The organism is Streptococcus sp. 2_1_36FAA, from assembly GCF_000161955.2.
Taxonomy (GTDB): domain Bacteria; phylum Bacillota; class Bacilli; order Lactobacillales; family Streptococcaceae; genus Streptococcus; species Streptococcus gordonii.
The window spans coordinates 357,059-377,424 of the sequence record NZ_KI391974.1; the positions used below are offsets into that span (position 1 = coordinate 357,059).

A 20,366-nucleotide genomic window follows, 5' to 3' on the forward strand; every position below is an offset into this window, starting at 1 on the left:
ATTCTACAAAAAGACCACCAAAAATTCAATGAATTTTAGTGGTCTTCTCAAAATTTCTATTGCGTCAATTCATCTGGATAAGCTTCGACTCCGCCCTCTACATTGGTCACTTGATAACCTTGGCCTTCCAAAAATTCACATGCCCGGGCAGACCGACCTCCTTTTTGACAGATGACATGATAGGAAATCGTCTTATCTAGACTGAGATAGTTTTCTGCTAGGCCACTAAGAGGCAAATTGCGAGCGCCAGCTACATGCCCATTCGCAAACTCATCTACTTCACGAACATCAATCAATTCAATCTTTTCAGTCTGTAAAAGATCTTGTAATTCTTTCGCACTAATCTTTTTCATCATACTTCTCCTTTTTATTTTCATTGATAATTACAACCTTACCAAAACCTGTCTTCCCTTCAATATATGCATGTGCTTCGGGCACTTCTTCCAAGGAAAAAACGCGCCTCGGGGAAACATCTACCTGGTATCGGTCTATATAATCAAACAACTCATCCATCAATTCTTGGTTGACTTGAGCTGAATGAAAAGTCGTCATAAAACTATTATTCTTTATTTCTTCAATTGGGTTAAAGCCTTCTAGCTCCCACTGTCCCCCTAAGAGACCAGTTACGCAGATAATTCCGCCCGGAGCAATATGATCAAATGAATCCTTAATAGTCAATGGACCTACCAACTCTAGAATTTTATCGAACTGCTCCTCAGTCTCCAAACGACCATCTTGATCAATAACAATGTCATCATAAGCTTGATGCTTAAGTAAAAATTGTTTAGAGCCACTTCGAACCGAACCAACGATATGAACATCAGGAAACTGAGCCTTGGCAAGGCGAGCAAACGCTAGACCAACACCGCTGGTTGCCGCACGGACTAAAATCTTATCTTCGGGCTTAATATGCAAATTTTTTAAAGAGCCAAGAGCTGTATAATAGGTTTCAGGAACTGCAGCTAACTCAGCCCAAGACAAACTGGTTTCGATAGGATAAACCTGACCATTTGGCAGGAGAACGTACTCAGCATATGAACCATCGTAAGCTCGCCCCATTTCTCCCATGATGGAAACTACTTTCTGACCAATCTCTAAATCTGTCCGAGTCGTCTCAGCCACCTGGCCAACACATTCAATACCTAAAATTCTAGGGAAGCTAACACTAGGTGACAAGCCTTGCCGTGTAAAGATTTCTGAATGGTTTATTCCAAATCCTCTAACCTTAACTAAAGTCCATCCTTCTCGTAATTCAGGAATGGGTCTTTCTTCTAATAGAAGTTTTTCTGGTCCTCCCGGCTCATAAATAACAATAGCTCTCATTTTTTTCATAGGATCACCTCCCTTTTTTGGATAGTGTAACTAATCAAACTTAGACTTAACTCAACCGACAATGCTCATGATGGAAATCAAAAGCTGTAAGAGTCAATAGAAGGTATTTTATATTTGAATGCATCCCAACTGAAGCAAAATATTTTTAAATTCAAGATAATACTATAGGCTCACTCATACTTCTTCTTTTTCTACTCTCTCCAAATTGAGCAGAATTTTTTCAAGACAAGATTCAAAATCTTTTGCTTCTTTTGGAGAAAAATCTTGATATATGATCTCTGTCATTTCCTTAGAAATTCGATCATAATCATCTTTCAAACTCTTAGCATGATCAGTCAAACAAATGACTTTCTTTCGCTTATCCTTTTCATGGGGACAACGTTCAACTAGATTCATCTCCATCATCCGCTCTAACATCTTGGTTAGAGTATTGAGTGTAAGACCTGTCTTATTTGCTAGTTGCGTTTGGCTCAGTCGATCTTGCTGCCACAAAGCATGAAGAATCCGTCCTTGTTCACCATTAAAATCCTGAATCTCTTGGTCCAGTAATATCCGATTCATGAGTCGGTTGGATAATCTGTGGATCTTCCCGATATAAAAACCACAGTTAACCTGTTTCGTCATTTTTCCTCCTTTATAATCTACGATATAGAACTATTTTCTAATTATATTAAATAGAATAATAGCTGTCAAAGATTTAGTTTCCACTGTAAAACACTTACAATCCTGTTAAGAAGCATTTCATTATGACAAAAAACTAGTTTGATCAGAAACTGGTTTATTACTACTTATTTTTTCTTTTAGCTTTTGGGGCGGGAAGCTCATCAAACATAGCTTTAAATAAGGTGGTTAGGTAGTCTTTACTGTCCAAATTGTCTACCAGTAGCATTTCTTTAGCACCTGGGTAAGGAGACACCAACACAGCTTCAGACATATATTTCTGAGCCGCTTTGACTGGTTTGATCAAGAGCTGATCATCATAGATGCCACCGACTATTTTCCCTTTGTAATAAATAATATACTCCCCCATCATAGCCCGATAGCTGATCTCATCTAAATCAGATAACTGCTCCAAAATGAAGAACAAATATTCTTTGCTTGAGGCCATCTTCTGCCCTCCTCTTCTGTTTTAAATAGTCCGCAATCTCAGAAAAAGCTGACTAAAGCTCTAAGATTTCATAAGAATATCCCAAATCTTGCAGGAACTTAAACAAATCTATTGTAGAGACAAAGATGGTCTTTTCATTGGTATTGGGATGGAAAGTCATGATATCCTCTGATACAATGTCCTTATCAAAATAAACTTGAATGTCCTTCTCCTCATTGTTAAGCAGGCCAAAAGGTGATACCGTTCCTGGTGACAACTGCATTTTTTCATAGAGGGAATCCGCTGAAGCCATGCGAATACGGTTGGCTGAAACTAGCTCTTTAAATAGGTCCATATCCAGATTTTTCTTGTCATCCATAATCAGAAGATAATACTGGGTTTTCTTCTTGTTGGTCAAAAACATGGTCTTAGTCCGAACGCCTTCCATGCCTTCAATATAGCTATCCGCCTGCTCTGTCGTAAATGCAGGTGGGTGCTCCACCACATCAAAAGTGATCCCCAACTCTTGCAACTTGTTAGCCACTTGTTGATATGCATCCATAGTTTTTCCCCTTTATTGATGAATAATCTTTTGTACTAATGCTTGCAATTTTGGCACTACTTCAGCCTCAAACCAAGGATTTTTAGCCATCCAGATTTGGTTGCGGGGCGATGGATGAACTAAAGGAAAAAAGTCAGGCAAATAGTCTTTATAACGTTGGACCGTCTCAGTCAACTTGATATTTCCTTTTTGATGCAGATAGTATTTCTGTGCATACTGACCAATCAAAATAGTCAGCTCAATATCTGGCAAAAGATCTAAAATAGGTTGATGCCATTTATCTGCAAAGTCCTTACGAGGTGGTAAGTCCCCAGACTTTCCATGACCTGGGAAATAAAAATCCATGGGCAAAACTGCAAAGTAACCAGAATTATAAAAAGTTTCTTCATCGACACCCAGCCATTCTCTCAGTCGGTCACCACTCTTGTCTTTCCAGTAAAGTCCAGCCTCTTGAGTTTTAAGCCCCGGTGCTTGACCAACAATGTTAATTCGAGCATTCTTTGGTGCCGCAAAGAGTGGCTTGATTCCCTGCTTTGTGTATTCTTGATTTTCTGGGTCGGCCATGATGGCCTTAGCAATATCCTCTATTGTTCGCATGATATCTCCTTGCAAAGAAACTCATTTGGAAAGACCAAACGAGTTCTTCTTTTTTATTTGATTAATTCGTAGATAGCTTCTGCGTAAATGGCCGCAGCACGGAAAAGGTCTTCTACATCTGTAAACTCGTTAGCTTGGTGCATAGTGTTGACATAGTCTGGGAACATAGCACCAAAAGCCACACCACGCTTCAAAAGACGGCCAAAGGTTCCACCACCAATGACTTGCTCATGTCCCTTGAGACCTGTTTGTTTTTCATAAACACTCAAAAGAGTTGCTACCAATTCATCATCTGCTGGGACATAGTGTGGAGTGTGTCCGTGGTCAGATAGACTTACTGACACAACACCAGCAACTTTTTCAAGACCGTTCTGAATCGCTTTCGGATCAGTTCCTTGCGGGTAACGGATGTTCAGAGCAATAGTATTGTCTGACTTAGCACTGTCAAAATGGAAGACACCAGCATTCATGCTGAGAGAGCCCATTTTAGCATCTGTATAAGCAATTCCTAACTTCTCACCAGCAAAGTCCTCGTGCAGTACTCGAGCTGCCACTTCCAGATAAGACTTGGCAGCACCACCAAAGTCAAATTGGTTCAACAAGAGGGCCAAGTAGGTCCCACCATTGATCCCATCTTCAGGAGTTGACCCATGAGCAGACTTACCAATGATCGTAATGGTATAAGTTTTTTCATCAACAGTTGAAATTTCATACTGAAGCTTGTGTTCCTTGGCAAAGGCATCTAAGAGACCAGCCAGATCTGGTAATTGTCCAGATACAACTGCTGTTGCAGACTCTGGCACCATATTTTCACGGAGGCCACCTGTAAAGCTATGAAGTTTAGCATTACCAGTGTTATCATTTCCAAAATGGAGGTACTCGGTGATATTCCCTTTTTCTCCGTTAATAATTGGAAATTCCGCATCTGGTGAGAAACCAAAGTCTGGTTCAGGCAGACCAACATGCTTGAAATAATAGTCCATGTCTTGCCAACCAGATTCCTCGTCTGTCCCCACCACAAAGCGCACACGCTTAGATACTGGTAATCCCAATTCTTTGATAATTTTCAAACCATAGTAACAAGCCATAGTTGGCCCTTTATCATCTGATGAACCACGCGCATATAGCTTACCATCAATGATTTCAGGTTTGTAAGGATCTGTATTCCAGCCACTTCCAGCAGGGACCACATCCATGTGGGCAAAGATTCCCAGTTCTTCTTCACCCTCACCAAAAGTAAAGTGACCAGCATAATTGTCCACATTTTTGGTTTCATAGCCATCGCGCTCAGCGATTTCTAAAAACTTATGCAGAGCTTGAACAGGTCCAGGTCCAAAAGGATGTTCCTTGTCCGCCTTGGAGTCATCACGTTCTGAGTTAATTTCCAAAAGGCTGAACAGATCGGCCAAGAGAGCTTCTCTGCGTTTTTCAACTTCTGCTTTAAAATCAATTGTCATTATATTACCCCAATCTCTAATTCGATTTAAATCAATGCAGCTGTATCAACGTTTTTCAATGATCTCGTCAACTGGCAAACGATAGCTAGGCTCTAACTTTTCATCAGTATAACCAACCGTAATCAAGAGTTCCGGACGGAAACGCTCATCAATCTCCAAAACTTCATTAATCTTAGATTTATCAAAACCTAAAATAATGTTAGATCCGATACCTTGGTCAGTCAAAGCCAGAACAAGATTCATGGCTACCAGACCAGCATTAAGGGCCAAGTAATCACTCTTTTGTTGGTCGCTATAGCGCGCAAACTCAGCTGGTAGATTCTGCATGTAGAATTGAAGCTGCTCATCAGAGAAATTTTTAACTCCAGCCACACGTGCAATCTTACGAGACCGCTTGGTCAAATCTGTATCCGTAAAGAGTGCTATGGTCACTGGTGCTTCTTTAACCTGATCTTGGTTAGAGCCAAAAGCAATTTCTGCTAAGTCTTGATTGCGTTCTCGTACTACTACAAATTTCCATGGCTGGCTATTGTGGGCACTAGGTGCCAAAGTCGCAATTTCAATCGCTGTACGGACATCCTTTGGATCCACAGGCTTATCATTGAAATGCTTGGTTGCGTGACGCTTTTTATTGAGTTCTAGAAATTTCATAGGTCTCTTCCTTTTCTTAATATACTAGCTTCATTTTATCATATTTTGTAAGAGTTTGCAGAGGTTTTTCATTCTCTATAAGAAAGAACTATCAGCCCTTACTACTTAATAAGATTATTCTGTAGTAGAGGTTTCGTTTTCTCCATTCTGGCTACTTGAATCTCTTAAGCCCTTTATTAAACCGCTATAACTAGAGCTTCTTTCTTGCTCAAAAACCTTGTTTAAATTTTGATCTATCTTAGGTATCTCCACTTTTGGTTCAGGTTTTCGAAGGGTCAATTCAATGGCCCCTAGAAAAAGAACAAGAAAAAGCACCAAGAACATCAAACCTGTCTCCTTTTTAGGAAGACCACTTCCCTTGGTCGGAAGACCTTTCCAACGAGGATACTGCTTCAAAAATCCATTGATCTTCAAGCCAGTGATATAGAGTGTCAAAAAGCCATACATGGTAATAAAGAGAAGCGAAAAACTATGGACAGATACTCGACTAAACTGAATCCTCATTCTAAAGGCTTTATAACCTGCTCCAGCCATATAAACCTCTATGACAAACGCCATAATTATCAGGATAAAGAAAATCAGAAACTGCAGTTTCCACAATTTTCTCAATCCCAAATAAACTTCCTTGTCTGCTTTTTCTTTCGCGAGCACCTCATTCTTTTTTCTTGCTTGGGCTTTAATTTGATGGATTAGTTGAGATTTACTCATATTAGAACTTGATGGCTTTTGTTCTTTTTTTAGATGACTAGCAAAATATGTCTCAGCTACCTTTATCACTTTTCTAAGATTTTCCTCAGTTAACTCATAAGGGTAACCAAATAAATCCCAATGATCTTTCAAATCTGCTTTATTTGGCCTAGTCACGTGAAGATAAAAGTGCCTGCCGATCAAAGTAATAGAAAAGATTGCCGAATAAAAGTTGGATTTTGCAAAAAAATCAACCTCATAAAGACTACCATCCTCCATCATCTTGGTCGTTTCAAAAAAAGAAACGTCCTTTGTGAAGCTTGTGCTGATAATCCTCTGTACTTGTAAAACCTTTGCCCCTACAGTATCAGGCTTAAGAGGAGCAGTCAAAATGAGCTCGGAGACAGACATTGAGTCAGTTACATTATCTCCACTTTCCAACTCAGCTTCTATAAATTCCTTAAATCGACTCAAGAAAGAAGCCATATTTGAGGAGGTTAAATCAATCGGCTGATGCATCTGCAAACCTTGACTTTCTATGCCAGCCTTGAGAGGAAAAATATATTTCACGATAAAGTGTTGTTCTGTTAACTCAAGTGTAAAAGAAGCCTGGTAGCGAGGCAAGATATTCGTGATAAGAGCTTTATAATCCCCATCCTTTTGGTCCGATTTTTCCCAGCAGTTGGTTCTCGTTTTCCCCTCAAAGACATTAGCAATCATTCTTTCAATACCTTTTGACTTCAGATGAACATTTTTAGGACTCAGAGGCTCAGAAAAAATCAATTCTGGTTGATCTAGATAGAGCTTAATTCTTTCCAGTCCTTCCTTTAGACTTTCGCGATCATACTTATACTGAATCGCGTATTTTTCCTCTCCCCACTCTAGTATCAGATCACTACCATCAACTAAAATATCTAATCTATCCTGATAGTCCTCAAGCTTTATCTCAAATAAAAAGATCGGACAATAGGGACCCAGGACATTCTCTTTAATGTCTAGTATTTTGAATTTGTCTATATAAATACTCTGAAGTTCTTCTCGAATATCTTGTTCCAAATGATCTCTATGTTTGTCAAAATTTAAGGTCATCTCTCTTTAACTTTCATTTTTTATTTTCTGCAGGAAATCTTTGACATCCTCCATATAACCATGTTTCTTAATCAAGGAGGTTAACAGCTCCTTATTATGTCCTGGATAGTTATCTTCACGTCGTAGTTCTTGATACATCTCAATAAAGGGAAGTCCTTTTTCTTTGGCCAATTCTAACTCCGCTTCATAGTCATAAGCTACTTTTCGGAATTGAATGTTCACCAGTTCCCCGCCTTCAACTTCTAACAAGGCATACTGGGCACGGTGATTTTTCAAAGCTGGCCAATCAAAATAGGGCATTCCAATCGTACCTGGATTAATAATTTGTTGTCCTTGACTTCCATAACGAAGCAACTGCTTGTGAACATGACCGTAAACGGCTATATCCGTTTCCCCATCCAGCAAATGATCAAAATTTGAAGTATCATTTGTCACCTGTAAAGCTCCACCGTAGTTTTTATCAGGTAAGTTATGACTAAGTGAAAAACGCAAACCATCCACCTCAATCCTGTCAAGAAGTGGCAAACTTCTCAACCAGTCAATATAGCGAGTATCAAGTCGTTCCATCAAATACTGAGTTAGGCGCAAAAGTTGTATTTCTTGAGGATCTTCCAAGCCATAGACACCATCTAAAGCTTCTAAAACACAGTCATCCCAATTTCCCCTGACTGCTACAGTGATTGGCAGACCTTCCAAAAGATCCATCAAATCATTTCCACCCGGTCCAGGAAGAAAAAGATCACCCAGAAGCCAGTATTCGGTCGCTCCTAGCTCTTTAGCATCATTTAGGACTGCTTCTAAGGCAGTCGTATTTCCGTGTATATCTGATAAAATGGCAATTCTTTGTTTCATCTTCACTCCTTAAATGAATGGCTGCTTAGTTTGAATCTAGTATATCAAAAACTGACTGAAAACGTGAAAACCATCCTCTGGGTGGTTTATCTTCCAGAACTTATGGATCATTTTAGAAACGGTATAGTTTATGATTTTTACTCCTCACCAGCAATCACAGTTCATCTACTTCTTATGTGTCACACGCTATCTCTTTTATAACTATTAATTTTAAGTACAAAAAAAGCAGGTGACAATCACCTACTTTGTTGAGATATTATTGTCCAGAAATAAGCGGAGCAAGAGATTTATAAGCACCTTCAATAGCCTGCTTCATAGCATCACGTCCTGTTTTCAACTGTTGAAGAAACAGATTACGACTTTGTTCTGGAACTACTGTATCATCCGGACCAGCGGCTGAAAGTGTATTGTTAAATGTTTCTCTTGAAGTTTCCATAGACTCAATTGCTGGTTGGACTTGTTGATTATATGCTTCTTTTCCAGCTTCTGGAACTTTATTACCGATTTCAGTAATGTATTTCTTATAGTTGTCAATCAACTTACCAAAAAGAGCTTTCATATCGCCGATTGTTTTAGCATTGTCAATTTCTTCATCTGTCAAAAGAACAATTTCTGGAGTTTTTAGATCAGAACTAGCTGTTTTTGATGAAGTTTCAGAGCTACTTGATGAACTCTTTGAAGTAGAAGTTTTTTCTACAGAACTTGAAGCTTTATCAGAAGATTCTGAAGTTGATTTTCCAGAACATGCTGCTAAAGTTATAACCGATAAAAGCGCTACACTAGCTGTAACAATTTTTTTCATTAGTGTCTCCTATTAATAAAGAATAGGAATATTATATTATAAAATTATTTCAATGTCAAATTATTTCGATATCAAATATTCTAAGCCTTCTAATGCTTACTTCACATTGCTTGAATTTTTCTCACTATGTGACCGATTGTGATTTGAAAATTAAGTAAGTTCGATTATAAAATCGAACTTACTCTGTTGTAATACCTAGCTTTTCACTACTTGAACAATATCTTTAAAATCCTCTGAAAGAGCATCATATTGATTGTCTGCATATAGAAAATATCCTTCTATGCCTCTATGAATAATAGCGTTAACCGTCGGGTGAAATTCTTTATCAGTCGCATTAATGACAAACCGTGTCATTTCAAAGGCTACCTAGGGAGTATATTGAAGTTTCTCAATACCAATTCGAATCATCAAGGCTTGGACATTTTCTGGTGAAATAGAATCCTTTTGTGCCTTTCCGTTTAACATCCCAAAAATATAGGCTGCTGCTAACTGTCTGTCAAGATCCTCATCAAAATCAATCGTTGCTAAACTTAAAAATTTATTGACCATTTCAATAGTCTCGTTTGTAATGGTATCGTTCATAATAATTCCTTTCTAAATCAAAATCTAATTCTGTCAACTCTATATTATTTTCCATAAAACATAAAAAATAATTCTATTTTTGTATCGTGAGGTTAGATCACTCCTACCTTCATCTAAGATAAAAGAAAGAATGAAAAAGAAAAACTACTGTTTATAGTCTCTTCCATTCTAGCATTGATGTTGAATCAATGACTTGCTCACAGCCTGCGAATTCATCGATTTCTTCTTTTCTTATCAGCGTTCTGTCAATATCTGTACAAACACAAGAAAAATTCGTTATTCAGTATTCACCTATTAATATTAAAGAATAATATTTAAATCTTTTCCTTGTACCCCATCTATAAGCACAGGGTCCAGTGCAGGATTTAATTTCTTCAATTTAAATTTTTGAATTTTAGTTAACTCCGGGTTAAAGGTAATATTTCCTATTTGAAATTCTTTATTCAAAATCCTTCTCAATACAGATTTCAAAAATATTTCCCAGTCTTTTGTTAAACGATTTAAAATAATACTGTCACCTTCTGACAAGTATCTATAGCCATCCGCTCTATAAAAAGCTAGTAATGCAGTTGAAAGTGTACAATGAGGGTTACTCAATATTTCTGTAGGTACTTCAAAACCATTATCCCAATTGTAATTATCAAGTAATACAAACAATTCATCCTCATTTGAAATTGTTCTAATGATTTCAAATGTCTCGTTCTTATTTTCAGAGTTCAATATGTAAGAAATTGTTTTTAATCGCTCTATCTCCATTAAATTATACCTCAATTAAGTTTTTCGTAGAATCGTTCCCATAATTCTTGTGTTGCACCTTGATTAGAATATAAAGGTAAACCTTTACTTTGAATAGTTTTCAATTTATTTTGAAGATTAAGTACTTCATTTTGAAGTTTTTCCGGCGGTAAATCTAAGTCTATATTATCAAGTTTTGATTTGACAAAATCGCTATATGCAGAGTAATTAACCTCTATGTCTTGACATTGGGCTAATTTGATCATCTAGAACTCGTAAAAAAATTCCATTAGAAGCCTCATCTAAATCCATTCCCATTTTTTAAATCACCAGACGTTTCGACATTTCAGCCGGAATAACGTGTTGAGCTTGATAACCAGTCCATTTTTCAGAACGATTACCCCCCCATTTCTTCAAGATCGACTGGGACGTCATCTACAGTCACAAAAGCAAATCAATTCTTATTCCCAAGGGAATCAAGCGTGTTGTGAATATTTTGACGGCCAGTTTCAATGGCATCGCTAAAGTTGCGGACCTTATTTGAAAGCGCCTCTGTGCTAGCTGAGATGGCTTGATTCTTCACATTTGAGACACGCTTCTTGAAGTATTCAAAACGTTCTCCCACTTGGACCTTGACATCACCTGCCTTGGTCTTAATATCCGTCCAGGCTGTGTTGGCTCGCTCTTTGATGTTGGCCTTGAAGCTGGTCGCTTCACCACTGTGAATATCGACATCCGCCACTTGACTTGCTCGGTAGGCCTTGTATTTACTACCAAGGTAACCAATGGTACGACTAGGTGGTTAATTAGAGGAATAAGTCAAGTATAACAAAAACTTTTGAGAATATAAAAAATGTGACAACACTAGGCTATCACATTTTTATAACGAACTAGCCTTATGGCCAATTGAAATTTTTTAATTCCCAATTTGTAAAATTAAGCTAGACAGAAAAAGCCATTTATGTTAGTTCCTTTCAGATAAACACCACATTTGTCTGAAAGGAACTAACATAAATGACCTATACTCATCTTACTACAAACGAGCTTGTAATGATAGAGGCTTACTATCAAGAAAACATAAAAGTTTCAGATATTGTGACTTCACTTGGCAGATCAAAACAGACAATCTACAATGTCATCAACTATCTGAAAGAGGGGCACTCTACTTATGATTACTATAACCGATATAAAATCAATAAGAAACGCTGTGGCAGGAATAAAACCAGTCTTACGCAATCAGAAAAAGAATTTATCCAATATTTTCGAGCGTCCAAGCTATGTATTTTTTATTGCTGTTATAGGGATTTTTTATCATAGTCCTAGAATTTCTGAAATTTCCAAACAAAATATTTGAAAAGTTTTGAAAAAAGAGTTAAGATACCTTTGTAATATACAAAGTAAACGCTTACTTATCAGGGAGGGCATTTTATGTCATACAAAACAAGCAATGCAGAAGGTCATGTAGATTTCATCAATACCTATGATTTGGAGCCAATGGCGCAACAAGTTATTCCTAAAGCGGCATTTGGCTATATCGCTAGTGGGGCGGAAGATACTTTTACTTTACGTGAGAATATTCGCGCCTTTAACCACAAACTCATCGTTCCGCATACTCTTTGTGATGTTGAAAATCCAAGTACAGATATTGAATTTGCTGGTGAAAAATTGTCTTCACCAATCATTATGGCGCCTGTTGCGGCTCATAAATTAGCAAATGAACAGGGTGAAGTGGCGACTGCGCGTGGTGTGCATGAGTTTGGGTCCCTCTATACAACTAGCTCTTACTCTACTGTAGACCTTCCAGAAATTACGGAAGCACTTCAAGGGACACCTCATTGGTTCCAATTTTACTTTAGTAAGGATGACGGGATCAACCGCCACATCATGGACCGTGTGAAGGCTGAAGGCTACAAAGCGATTGTCTTGACGGCAGATGCTACTGTAGGGGGCAATCGCGAGGTGGACAAGCGTAATGGTTTTGTCTTCCCAGTTGGCATGCCGATTGTTGAAGAATACCTGCCAGAAGGTGCTGGAAAATCAATGGACTTTGTTTACAAATCAGCTAAACAACGCCTATCTCCACGAGATGTAGAATTTATCGCTGCATACTCTGGACTTCCTGTTTATGTCAAGGGGCCACAATGCCGTGAGGACGTTGAACGTTCGCTTGCTGCAGGAGCTTCTGGTATCTGGGTAACCAACCACGGTGGCCGTCAAATCGACGGTGGACCAGCTGCCTTCGACTCACTTCAAGAAGTAGCAGAAGCAGTTGATAAACGTGTGCCAATCGTTTTTGACTCTGGTGTTCGTCGCGGTCAGCACGTCTTTAAAGCCTTGGCATCAGGAGCAGACTTGGTAGCTATTGGTCGCCCTGTCATCTATGGTTTGGCTCTCGGCGGTAGTGTTGGTGTGCGTCAAGTCTTTGAACACTTGAATACGGAATTGAAGACAGTCATGCAATTGTCTGGAACTCAGACTATTGAGGATGTCAAGCACTTCAAACTTCGTCACAACCCATACAACCCAACCTTCCCAGTTGATCCTCGTGACTTGAAATTGTATTGATAAAACAGATTGCCTCCACTAAGTATGGAGGTTTTTGCTTGTGTTTTAATCACTTTTGTCATAAAGAATCCCAATTTGTAAAATTAAGCTAGACAGAAAAAGCCATCTATGTTAGTTCCTTTCAGATAAACACCACATTTGTCTGAAAGGAACTAACATAAATGACCTATACTCATCTTACTACAAACGAGCTTCTAATGATAGAGACTTACTATCAAGAAAACATAAAAGATTCAGATATTGTGACTTTACTTGGCAGATCAAAACAGACAATCTACAATGTCATCAACTATCTGAGAGAGGGGCACTCTGCTTATGATTACTGTAACCGATATAAAATCAATAAGAAACGCTGTGGCAGGAATAAAACCGGGCTTACGCAATCAGAAAAAGAATTCATCCAAATTTCATTTGGAACAAAGTTGGAGCCTTGATGTCATTAAAAGAACTTATCCAGATAGGGTTTCTTGTTCTATGAGAACTCTCTATCGACTAGTAGACCATGGTATTCTAAAGAAAGAGGATCTCCCTTGGAAAGGCAAAAGAAAACCAAATGGTCATAGCGAAAAACGAGGAAAACAAGCGTTGCGCAGAGATTTACGTGAGAGAGCAGACAGTTATCCTAATTTTAAGACGGAATTCGGTCATCTAGAAGGAGATACAATTGTCGGAGAAAAACACAAAAGTGCAGTCATTACCTTAGTAGAACGCCTCTCAAAATCTATTATCACACTGAAAACCAATGGACGGAAAGCAAGTGATATTGAGGCCTCCATCAATCAATGGTTGTCTCAAGTTCCCAGTCATCTCTTTAAGTCGATAACTTTTGATTGTGGGAAAGAATTTTCTAACTGGAAGTCTATTTCGAATGCGCATGACATTGATATTCTCTTTGCGGATCCAGGATGTCCTGGTCAACGAGGTCTCAATGAACATTCTAATGGCTTATTAAGACGAAATGGACTTCCGAAACAAATGGATTTTACGAATATTTCTCAAAATTATTTATCAGCTATAGCTGATAAAAGAAAGCCATAAAAGAAGAGTTTGAATTTTGAACAAAATCGACATACTCTTGAAGTGTATTTCGATTGGTCTTTAATTTACTTGACGCATTTTCTATATAAAAGTAACCACTTTTGCTATCAATCTTTTGGGTGATATCGTCAATATAATTAATGTATTCATCCATCTCCGATGTTGAACGATTATAGTTTAAATGATTATTTTCAATGCCCTGAGCAACCTTCTTGTATCGGTCTCGTTTAGCCTTGATACTATTGTATTGACTTCTTAATGCAGCATCGCTTGACATAAACTACCTTGCCTTTCTTTTATTTGTATTAGTTTACCATAAATACAGAAACATTTACACTACAACCCGGCATTATGGATCTTACATAAACATTTTTACCAGTCAGACAATTTAATTGTTCATTCCATATTTTCAATTGGCTCTGCTACTTCAGGTGATGCTGCTTTCTGCTGGTCTGCTAAATGTAGCTTTTCCAGCACAGCTTCTGCTACCGCTCGTGGTACACCAACTTCGACGATTTGGTCGACACTGGCTTCTTTAATCTTGGTTAGAGATTTGAAGTGTTTCATGAGATTTTGCTTGCGTTTCGGTCCCAAGCCTTCAATACCATCTAGCTGCGATGAAAAGGAATTTTTAGAGCGGAGCTGGCGGTGGAAGGTAATAGCGAAGCGGTGGACCTCATCTTGGATACGCTGAAGTAGGAAAAATTCCTGCGAATTGCGGGATAATTCTACCACTTGCAAAGGATCGCCAAAAAGCAATTCATGAGTCTGGTGCTTGTCATTTTTTTGCAGTCCAGCGATGGGAATATCTAGTCCCAGCTGATCCTGGATAACTTCTTTAGCGATATTCACTTGACCTTGTCCACCATCAATGACAATCAAATCAGGCGGAGTCAGTCCATCCCGAATCACCCGACTGTAGCGTCGCTTGATGACCTCTCGCATACTGGCGTAGTCATCAGGTCCCACCACAGTCTTGATCTTATACTTGCGATAGTCCTTCTTGCTTGGTTTACCATTGACAAAGACCACCATAGCTGATACAGGACTGGTCCCCATGATGTTGGAGTTATCAAAAGACTCGATGCGAACTGGCGTCGGAATGTTGAGGAGCTGCCCTAGATTCTCAATAGCACCTTGAGTCTTTTCAATTGATTTCTCCAAGAGGTCAAACTTCTGCTGGAGACTAACTCGGGCGTTTTTGATAGCCAGATTGACCAGCTGCTTCTTCTCGCCTCGCTGAGGCTTAAGCACCTTGGTATCCACCATGGCTCGGACAGCTTCTTCATCAATATCTGCCGGAATCAAAATTTCATTAGGCTTGAGGTGGGATTTTTCCTGGTAGAACTGGCCGATATAGGTCAAGAAATCCTCGTCCGGATCATTGTAATAGGGAAAAAGGTTGACATCGCGCTCAATTAGCTTGCCCTGGCGGACAAAGAAGACCTGTACGCACATCCAACCCTTATCCACATAGTAGCCAAAGACATCGCGATTCTGCAAATCCTTGGCCATGACCCGCTGCTTGGTGCGCAGCGTGCCAATGGACTGAATCAAGTCGCGGTACTCAGCTGCCTTTTCAAACTCCATAGTTTGCGCTGCGCCAGCCATTTTCCCCCGTAAATCCTCAATAATCTGGTCATCCTGTCCCTTGAGAAAGGCCGCTACCTCCTGGGCTAGTTCCTTGAAATACTGGCTGTCTACCTGGCAAATAGTGTGGGCCTTGCACTGTCCCAGATGGTAGTAAAAGCAGACCTTTTCAGGCGGATTGGTACACTTGCGGAAAGGAAAGAGCCGATCTAAGAGACGCTTGATTTCATTGGCCGCACCGACATCCGGATATGGACCAAAATAAAGCCCACCGTCCTTTTTGACTTGGCGCGTGATGATTAGGCGCGGATAGGTTTCATTGGTGATCTTGATAAAAGGATAGGACTTATCGTCCTTGAGCATGATATTGTACTTAGGCTTGTTTTCCTTAATTAGATTAATCTCAAGAAGCAAGGCCTCAATGTTGGACTCGGTGACAATAAACTCAAAATCGACAATCTCTGATACCAGAGCCTCCGTCTTGGTATCATGGCTTCCGCGGAAATAAGAACGAACCCGATTGCGAAGATTCTTGGCTTTACCGACATAGATAATGGTACCGTTTTTATCTTTGTGAATGTAACAGCCGGGACTGGTCGGCAACAGTTCCAGTTTTGATTGGATTAGCTTATTCATAGGTCTATTATAGCAGAAAAGAGGCCGAACCGCCTCTTCTTATTATTGTAACAACAAATCCAACAAATCTTGATAAGACTGAAGGGTATAGGTTGGTCTAGCCTGTGTTTGGTTAGTAACCCTCTTCGGATTATACCAAGCCGTATCAATCCCTGCATTGTTTCCACCGGCAATGTCAGCAGTCAACGAATCTCCGATCATCAAAGCCTGGCTCTTCTCAAAAGCTGGTATTTGCTCTGCTATTTTTTCATAAAACAAAGCTTCAGGCTTCTGTGTCCCCATCTGCTCCGAGATAAAGATATGGTTAAAATAGGGTGAGATGTCGGAATGGGCCATGCGACCAGTCTGAATAGCTGTGATGCCATTAGTCGCTCCGTAAATCTCATAATCAGCTGCTGTCAGACTGTCCAAAAGCTCGCTTGCACCAGCATAGGTTTGTCCTTGCTGAGCAATATGCTGCTGATAGAGAAGGGCCAGCTCGGCCCCATCCTTCTCAATGCCAAAATGAGCAAAAAGACGAGAAAAGCGCGTATTGACCAGATCCAGCTTGGTGATTTTCCCCTGTTCCAAATCCCGCCAAAGCCCCTTGTTCATGGGAATATAATAGTCTTTGTAGATCTGAATCTCCGTCACGCCCTGTTCCTCCAAAAACTGAGTCAGGGCAATGTCTTCTGCCGTATCAAAATCCAGCAGCGTATGGTCAAGGTCGAAAAGTAGAAATTTATATGACAAGGTCGAAATCCTTTCTGCATCTTTAGTAGGTTTATTATACCACAAGCCACAAAAAAACGAGAGTGGGACAGAAATCGGTAATTCGTTAGAATTCGATTTCGTCGTCCCACCTCCGCACAGTTGAGTTGGGCTGTAAAAGCTGATGGAATCAGCGTAGTAGAGCCCACTCAACCACTGCGTCTTGCTCGACAATCCAAAGACAATTGAGAGGCTAGGACTTTTGTCCCAGCCTCGATTCACATTTTATTTCACTACAGGTATCCAAAGTTCCATTTGATAATCTGGGGAATACATGTCTCCCTCGGTGTAAACTTCAAAATCTGGTGCTCCTGAGTGGCGATAGCCAGTTTCTGGGAAAAAGACTTCCAAGACATATTTCCAAGCATGGTGAATGCTGGCTGGTATAGCCCCCTTGACTGGTACGATAGCATATTCAGCTTCTGCTATTTCTTTGATTGACAGACCTAGTTCTTCTGCTTTAGCTTTATCCTTCACATCATAGGCAGCCATATAGTTGATGATTTCGCCTTCTTTGACATCCGAGCAGACGCCAAAGGATTGGCCACTGCCCAGACTCTCTAGGCCTTCAAAACTATGATTGGCATAGAGCTGTTCCCATGCAGATGGGCACTGGCTATTGTCAATAGCTTCCAATAGGACGCCTGCTACGGTAAAAGCAGGTTTCTTTTGAATCTTGATATCCATGTTCTTTCCTCCTGTAATCTTTAAGGATAATTGAAGTCTAGGAAAGACCCGATAAGGTTTTCCATTTCGAACTTCTGAGGGGGTCACACCATGGAATTTCTTGAAGGCTGCGCTGAAGGCATCCGCAGACTCATAGCCGTATTTCATCGCTATGTCAATGACTTTCTCAGAGCTTTCCCGCAAGTCTGTCACAGCTTCTGATAGCCTGCGATTGCGTAAGTATTCTGCTAAAGTCATATCTGCCAAGATAGAAAAGAGCCTGCTAAAGAGAGCATAAGAATAACCTGATAGCTGCTGAAATTTCTGCAAATCCACTTCTGCGTCCAACTTACTTTCTAGATATTCCATGGTTCGATTGAATTGATGCATCATATTCTTTTTCACCTCACAAAAGATACTAAGGCCCTTAAAAGCAAAGTGAAAATAGGAAAATTGACGGAGGGGCTCCTGCTCCGAGAAAATTTTATCTTTTTCACACAGCTTTTAGGCCATGTTCAATTCTAACTATAGTCTAACAGATCGAAGATACTTCCACCCTAGAATTTTTGTACAAGATTTAGAGGGGAATGCTACAACCTATCCCGCAGCTTCTCCACAAAAAGATAGGCCGCTGGACAGGTCAGAGTATTTTTGATTGTCAGATGATTAATCTGATGAATCTTCTTGCGATCTGTATGAGGGAACTCGCGGCAGGCCTTGGGACGGACATCGTAGATCGAGCAGAGATTGTCTCCACCCAAAAAAGGACAAGGCATGGCCTTGAAGACCTTGTCACCGTCTTCGTCCACCTGCAGAAATTCATCTTCAAAAGCCGGCAGCTTCATCTTGAAATACTTGGCAATACGGACTATATCAGCTTCCTTAAAATCTGGTCCTAAAGTCTTACAGCAATTAGCACAAGCTGTACAGTCGATCTCCTCAAAGACCTCATCATGGATTTGCTGAGCAATCTTATCTAGGTTTTTTGGTGGCTTTTTCTTGAGACTGGCTAAAAATTTTCGATGCTCTTTCTGCTTTTGCAGCGCTAGCTGGTGATACTTTTCAAGGTCGATTTCTTGAGTCATATATTTTTCTTTCTGTCTTCAAATTGCTTTTATTATATCATAAAATGAACATTCTTAAATCTTATCAAACTCAAAGAATATAACATATTCTATCTAACAAAAAATCTGAGAACGAGTCCCAGATTTGCTTTTTATGAACTTAGAAAGCAATCATCATATGGTGTCGCCAAATGCTATTTCCACCGTCCTTGTTGCTAGCCCAAGCTTCTTCGATTTCTTTACTTGTATCACTGTCATCTCTCAATAAGACCATACTGGTAGAATAAAGTGATTTCCTAGAGGTATAGATACTGATAGGTCCACAAGAGGACAAAAGGTATAGCTAAGTAAAGAGAGACATTGTCGCATCCGATTTCTTTTCCGTTTATAGGACTATGCTTTTTTAGCCGCCTTACTCCACTGGTACCATCCAACCAAACTGTTAATTAAATAGATCAAATATTTCCCTTGAATCTGAAGACTTTCACCCCACCAGAGGTAAATAGAAAAAATATTGGTTGCTGCCCAGAAAATCCACTGTTCACGATAAACAGCCGTCATCAGGATTTGCCCTACACCATTTGTCGCATCTGTAATTGAATCACGATAAGGACGATTAGCCCCCACAGATTGGTAAATCAAGCCAAAGACCAACCACCAAAGCACACTGAGCGATAGATATTTTGTCCATCCTTTGGCATCTAGCTTACGAGCAACAAACTCTTGCTTTTCTTTTTTGAACTGACCTTGGTAAATCCACACCAAGAGTCCAATCGGCTGCATGATGGTAAAGTAAAGAGTAGTTAGTACCTCGCCATAAAAGCCTTTCTGCAAAGCTAAAATCAAGTAAATCACAGAGTTAATTAGACCAAAGAGGTAATTGCTAGCCCGCCCTTCTGAAACGAAGATCACACAGATAATCCCAGTCAGGCTACAAATCATCCCAGTCCAATCCACAATACGATGTTCATATATCAGCTCCAGCCAGAGCGGAAAGCTCCCTAGAATTAAGAGATAGACCCATTGACCTAGGCTGCGATGAGCAAACAAATCGTCCCATATAAGCTTCAAGGTACCAGAAAAGCCGAGCTTCTTCATACTAGTTACCATCCTTTGATAGCCACCAGACATTTCAGAAAGCGTCAGCTTCGTGTTTGCGATTTTCTTTTGAACATAAGTATTCATTCTTTCTCCTTTTGTTTTTTAAGAGCCGTGTCAAATTGACTTACGGATGCAACGCTCTATTATTTTTTCGAACACGCGCAAGATTTGTCTCATGCAGTGTTCACATTTATCATATTCCTTTTTCAGAAAATGTCAAGAAAAAATACAAAAAATATTCTTAATGTTCGGATTTTTAAAAAAGACCTACAATTTTTGTAAGTCTTCTTACTTAGATTCGCTAGTAGTCGAACATTGTCCCTGATTTATCACTATCTTTTTGTGAAACATAATTAAATACATCATTAAAATTTGACGATTTATGATTGCAATAATTTTCATTAGACTATAAGTAACAAGAGATAAAGCTACCAAAAACATCAGGAAGTTTAGAAGCCATCTTTGAGCCTAGGACATTTCATAGCTGAAAATGCAGAATAATGACCTAACTAATCCCCCAAAA

General features: G+C 39.5%; 23 protein-coding genes and 3 pseudogenes. 4 read left to right on the top strand and 22 right to left on the bottom strand.

Annotated elements, in window-relative coordinates; translation table 11 throughout:
* Window positions 1–56 precede the first annotated feature (56 nt).
* The 16 genes and pseudogenes from HMPREF0847_RS04145 to HMPREF0847_RS04215 form a co-directional block, all read right to left on the bottom strand.
* Window positions 57–371: a rhodanese-like domain-containing protein gene (locus HMPREF0847_RS04145; RefSeq protein ID WP_080512850.1), complete on the bottom strand. Its 315-nt coding sequence runs from the start codon at window positions 369–371 to the stop codon at window positions 57–59.
* Window positions 340–1,332, bottom strand: a complete 993-nt coding sequence (locus HMPREF0847_RS04150; protein ID WP_008808940.1) for a zinc-binding alcohol dehydrogenase family protein — start codon at window positions 1,330–1,332, stop codon at window positions 340–342. Before HMPREF0847_RS04150 ends, HMPREF0847_RS04145 begins: the two co-directional genes overlap by 32 nt.
* Window positions 1,333–1,506: 174 nt before the next feature.
* Entirely contained in the window at window positions 1,507–1,956 is a 450-nt protein-coding gene (locus tag HMPREF0847_RS04155; protein ID WP_008808941.1) for a MarR family transcriptional regulator, read from the bottom strand.
* Window positions 1,957–2,116: 160 nt separating this feature from the next.
* Complete coding sequence (locus HMPREF0847_RS04160; protein WP_008808942.1) at window positions 2,117–2,440, bottom strand: TfoX/Sxy family protein; 324 nt, start codon at window positions 2,438–2,440, stop codon at window positions 2,117–2,119.
* 52 nt (window positions 2,441–2,492) lie between these two features.
* Window positions 2,493–2,981 carry a prolyl-tRNA synthetase associated domain-containing protein gene (locus tag HMPREF0847_RS04165; protein WP_008808943.1) on the bottom strand — a complete coding sequence of 163 codons (489 nt, stop codon included), beginning with the start codon at window positions 2,979–2,981 and terminating at the stop codon, window positions 2,493–2,495.
* Window positions 2,982–2,993: 12 nt separating this feature from the next.
* A complete protein-coding gene (locus HMPREF0847_RS04170; RefSeq protein ID WP_008808944.1) occupies window positions 2,994–3,578 on the bottom strand; it encodes a uracil-DNA glycosylase family protein in 585 nt (194 codons plus the stop codon).
* Between the two features lie 53 nt (window positions 3,579–3,631).
* Complete coding sequence (gene pepV / locus HMPREF0847_RS04175; protein ID WP_008808945.1) at window positions 3,632–5,035, bottom strand: dipeptidase PepV; 1,404 nt, start codon at window positions 5,033–5,035, stop codon at window positions 3,632–3,634.
* A gap of 45 nt (window positions 5,036–5,080) precedes the next feature.
* Window positions 5,081–5,686: a nitroreductase family protein gene (locus HMPREF0847_RS04180; RefSeq protein ID WP_008808946.1), complete on the bottom strand. Its 606-nt coding sequence runs from the start codon at window positions 5,684–5,686 to the stop codon at window positions 5,081–5,083.
* A gap of 114 nt (window positions 5,687–5,800) precedes the next feature.
* On the bottom strand, window positions 5,801–7,462 hold the full coding sequence (locus HMPREF0847_RS04185) for a hypothetical protein (RefSeq protein ID WP_008808947.1): 1,662 nt from the start codon (window positions 7,460–7,462) through the stop codon (window positions 5,801–5,803).
* Between the two features lie 6 nt (window positions 7,463–7,468).
* Window positions 7,469–8,314 (bottom strand): metallophosphoesterase family protein, encoded by an 846-nt coding sequence (locus tag HMPREF0847_RS04190; protein WP_008808948.1) that lies wholly within the window; start codon window positions 8,312–8,314, stop codon window positions 7,469–7,471.
* 256 nt (window positions 8,315–8,570) lie between these two features.
* Window positions 8,571–9,116 (bottom strand): hypothetical protein, encoded by a 546-nt coding sequence (locus HMPREF0847_RS04195; RefSeq protein WP_008808949.1) that lies wholly within the window; start codon window positions 9,114–9,116, stop codon window positions 8,571–8,573.
* Between the two features lie 195 nt (window positions 9,117–9,311).
* Window positions 9,312–9,698: pseudogene (gene imm48, locus HMPREF0847_RS04200) on the bottom strand (Imm48 family immunity protein).
* 300 nt (window positions 9,699–9,998) lie between these two features.
* The gene (locus HMPREF0847_RS04205) at window positions 9,999–10,454 is read right to left on the bottom strand and encodes a DUF4274 domain-containing protein (RefSeq protein ID WP_008808951.1); all 456 of its coding nucleotides are present in this window, start codon (window positions 10,452–10,454) and stop codon (window positions 9,999–10,001) included.
* Between the two features lie 11 nt (window positions 10,455–10,465).
* On the bottom strand, window positions 10,466–10,699 hold the full coding sequence (locus tag HMPREF0847_RS11340; RefSeq protein WP_198011732.1) for a hypothetical protein: 234 nt from the start codon (window positions 10,697–10,699) through the stop codon (window positions 10,466–10,468).
* Window positions 10,662–10,751, bottom strand: coding sequence for a hypothetical protein (locus tag HMPREF0847_RS11565; RefSeq protein ID WP_392391709.1), 90 nt, complete (start codon window positions 10,749–10,751; stop codon window positions 10,662–10,664). Before HMPREF0847_RS11565 ends, HMPREF0847_RS11340 begins: the two co-directional genes overlap by 38 nt.
* Window positions 10,752–10,887: 136 nt before the next feature.
* The gene (locus tag HMPREF0847_RS04215; RefSeq protein WP_008808953.1) at window positions 10,888–11,175 is read right to left on the bottom strand and encodes a hypothetical protein; all 288 of its coding nucleotides are present in this window, start codon (window positions 11,173–11,175) and stop codon (window positions 10,888–10,890) included.
* 272 nt (window positions 11,176–11,447) lie between these two features.
* On the opposite strand from HMPREF0847_RS04215, the pseudogene HMPREF0847_RS11570 reads away from it, so the two are divergent.
* From HMPREF0847_RS11570 to HMPREF0847_RS04230, 4 genes and pseudogenes are all read left to right on the top strand, one after another.
* Window positions 11,448–11,690 (top strand): annotated as a pseudogene (locus HMPREF0847_RS11570) (helix-turn-helix domain-containing protein); the annotation flags it as partial.
* Complete coding sequence (locus tag HMPREF0847_RS11345; RefSeq protein WP_061600770.1) at window positions 11,602–11,787, top strand: hypothetical protein; 186 nt, start codon at window positions 11,602–11,604, stop codon at window positions 11,785–11,787. The pseudogene HMPREF0847_RS11570 and the gene HMPREF0847_RS11345, both read left to right, overlap by 89 nt.
* A 74-nt stretch (window positions 11,788–11,861) precedes the next feature.
* On the top strand, window positions 11,862–12,998 hold the full coding sequence (gene lctO / locus HMPREF0847_RS04225; RefSeq protein ID WP_008808955.1) for an L-lactate oxidase: 1,137 nt from the start codon (window positions 11,862–11,864) through the stop codon (window positions 12,996–12,998).
* A 161-nt stretch (window positions 12,999–13,159) separates the two neighbouring features.
* Window positions 13,160–14,027: pseudogene (locus HMPREF0847_RS04230) on the top strand (IS30 family transposase); the annotation flags it as partial.
* Here the strand turns inward: HMPREF0847_RS04230 and HMPREF0847_RS04235 are convergent.
* From HMPREF0847_RS04235 to pnuC, 6 genes are all read right to left on the bottom strand, one after another.
* Window positions 14,011–14,313 carry a hypothetical protein gene (locus HMPREF0847_RS04235; RefSeq protein ID WP_008808957.1) on the bottom strand — a complete coding sequence of 101 codons (303 nt, stop codon included), beginning with the start codon at window positions 14,311–14,313 and terminating at the stop codon, window positions 14,011–14,013. The pseudogene HMPREF0847_RS04230 and the gene HMPREF0847_RS04235 sit on opposite strands and share 17 nt — an antisense overlap.
* A 119-nt stretch (window positions 14,314–14,432) precedes the next feature.
* Window positions 14,433–16,262: an excinuclease ABC subunit UvrC gene (gene uvrC / locus HMPREF0847_RS04240; RefSeq protein ID WP_008808958.1), complete on the bottom strand. Its 1,830-nt coding sequence runs from the start codon at window positions 16,260–16,262 to the stop codon at window positions 14,433–14,435.
* A gap of 42 nt (window positions 16,263–16,304) precedes the next feature.
* On the bottom strand, window positions 16,305–16,994 hold the full coding sequence (locus HMPREF0847_RS04245) for a YjjG family noncanonical pyrimidine nucleotidase (protein ID WP_008808959.1): 690 nt from the start codon (window positions 16,992–16,994) through the stop codon (window positions 16,305–16,307).
* Between the two features lie 243 nt (window positions 16,995–17,237).
* Entirely contained in the window at window positions 17,238–18,071 is an 834-nt protein-coding gene (locus HMPREF0847_RS04250) for an AraC family transcriptional regulator (protein WP_020992667.1), read from the bottom strand.
* Between the two features lie 197 nt (window positions 18,072–18,268).
* Window positions 18,269–18,763 carry a YkgJ family cysteine cluster protein gene (locus HMPREF0847_RS04255; protein ID WP_008808961.1) on the bottom strand — a complete coding sequence of 165 codons (495 nt, stop codon included), beginning with the start codon at window positions 18,761–18,763 and terminating at the stop codon, window positions 18,269–18,271.
* Between the two features lie 372 nt (window positions 18,764–19,135).
* Complete coding sequence (pnuC, locus tag HMPREF0847_RS04260) at window positions 19,136–19,927, bottom strand: nicotinamide riboside transporter PnuC (RefSeq protein WP_008808962.1); 792 nt, start codon at window positions 19,925–19,927, stop codon at window positions 19,136–19,138.
* Window positions 19,928–20,366: the final 439 nt, after the last annotated feature.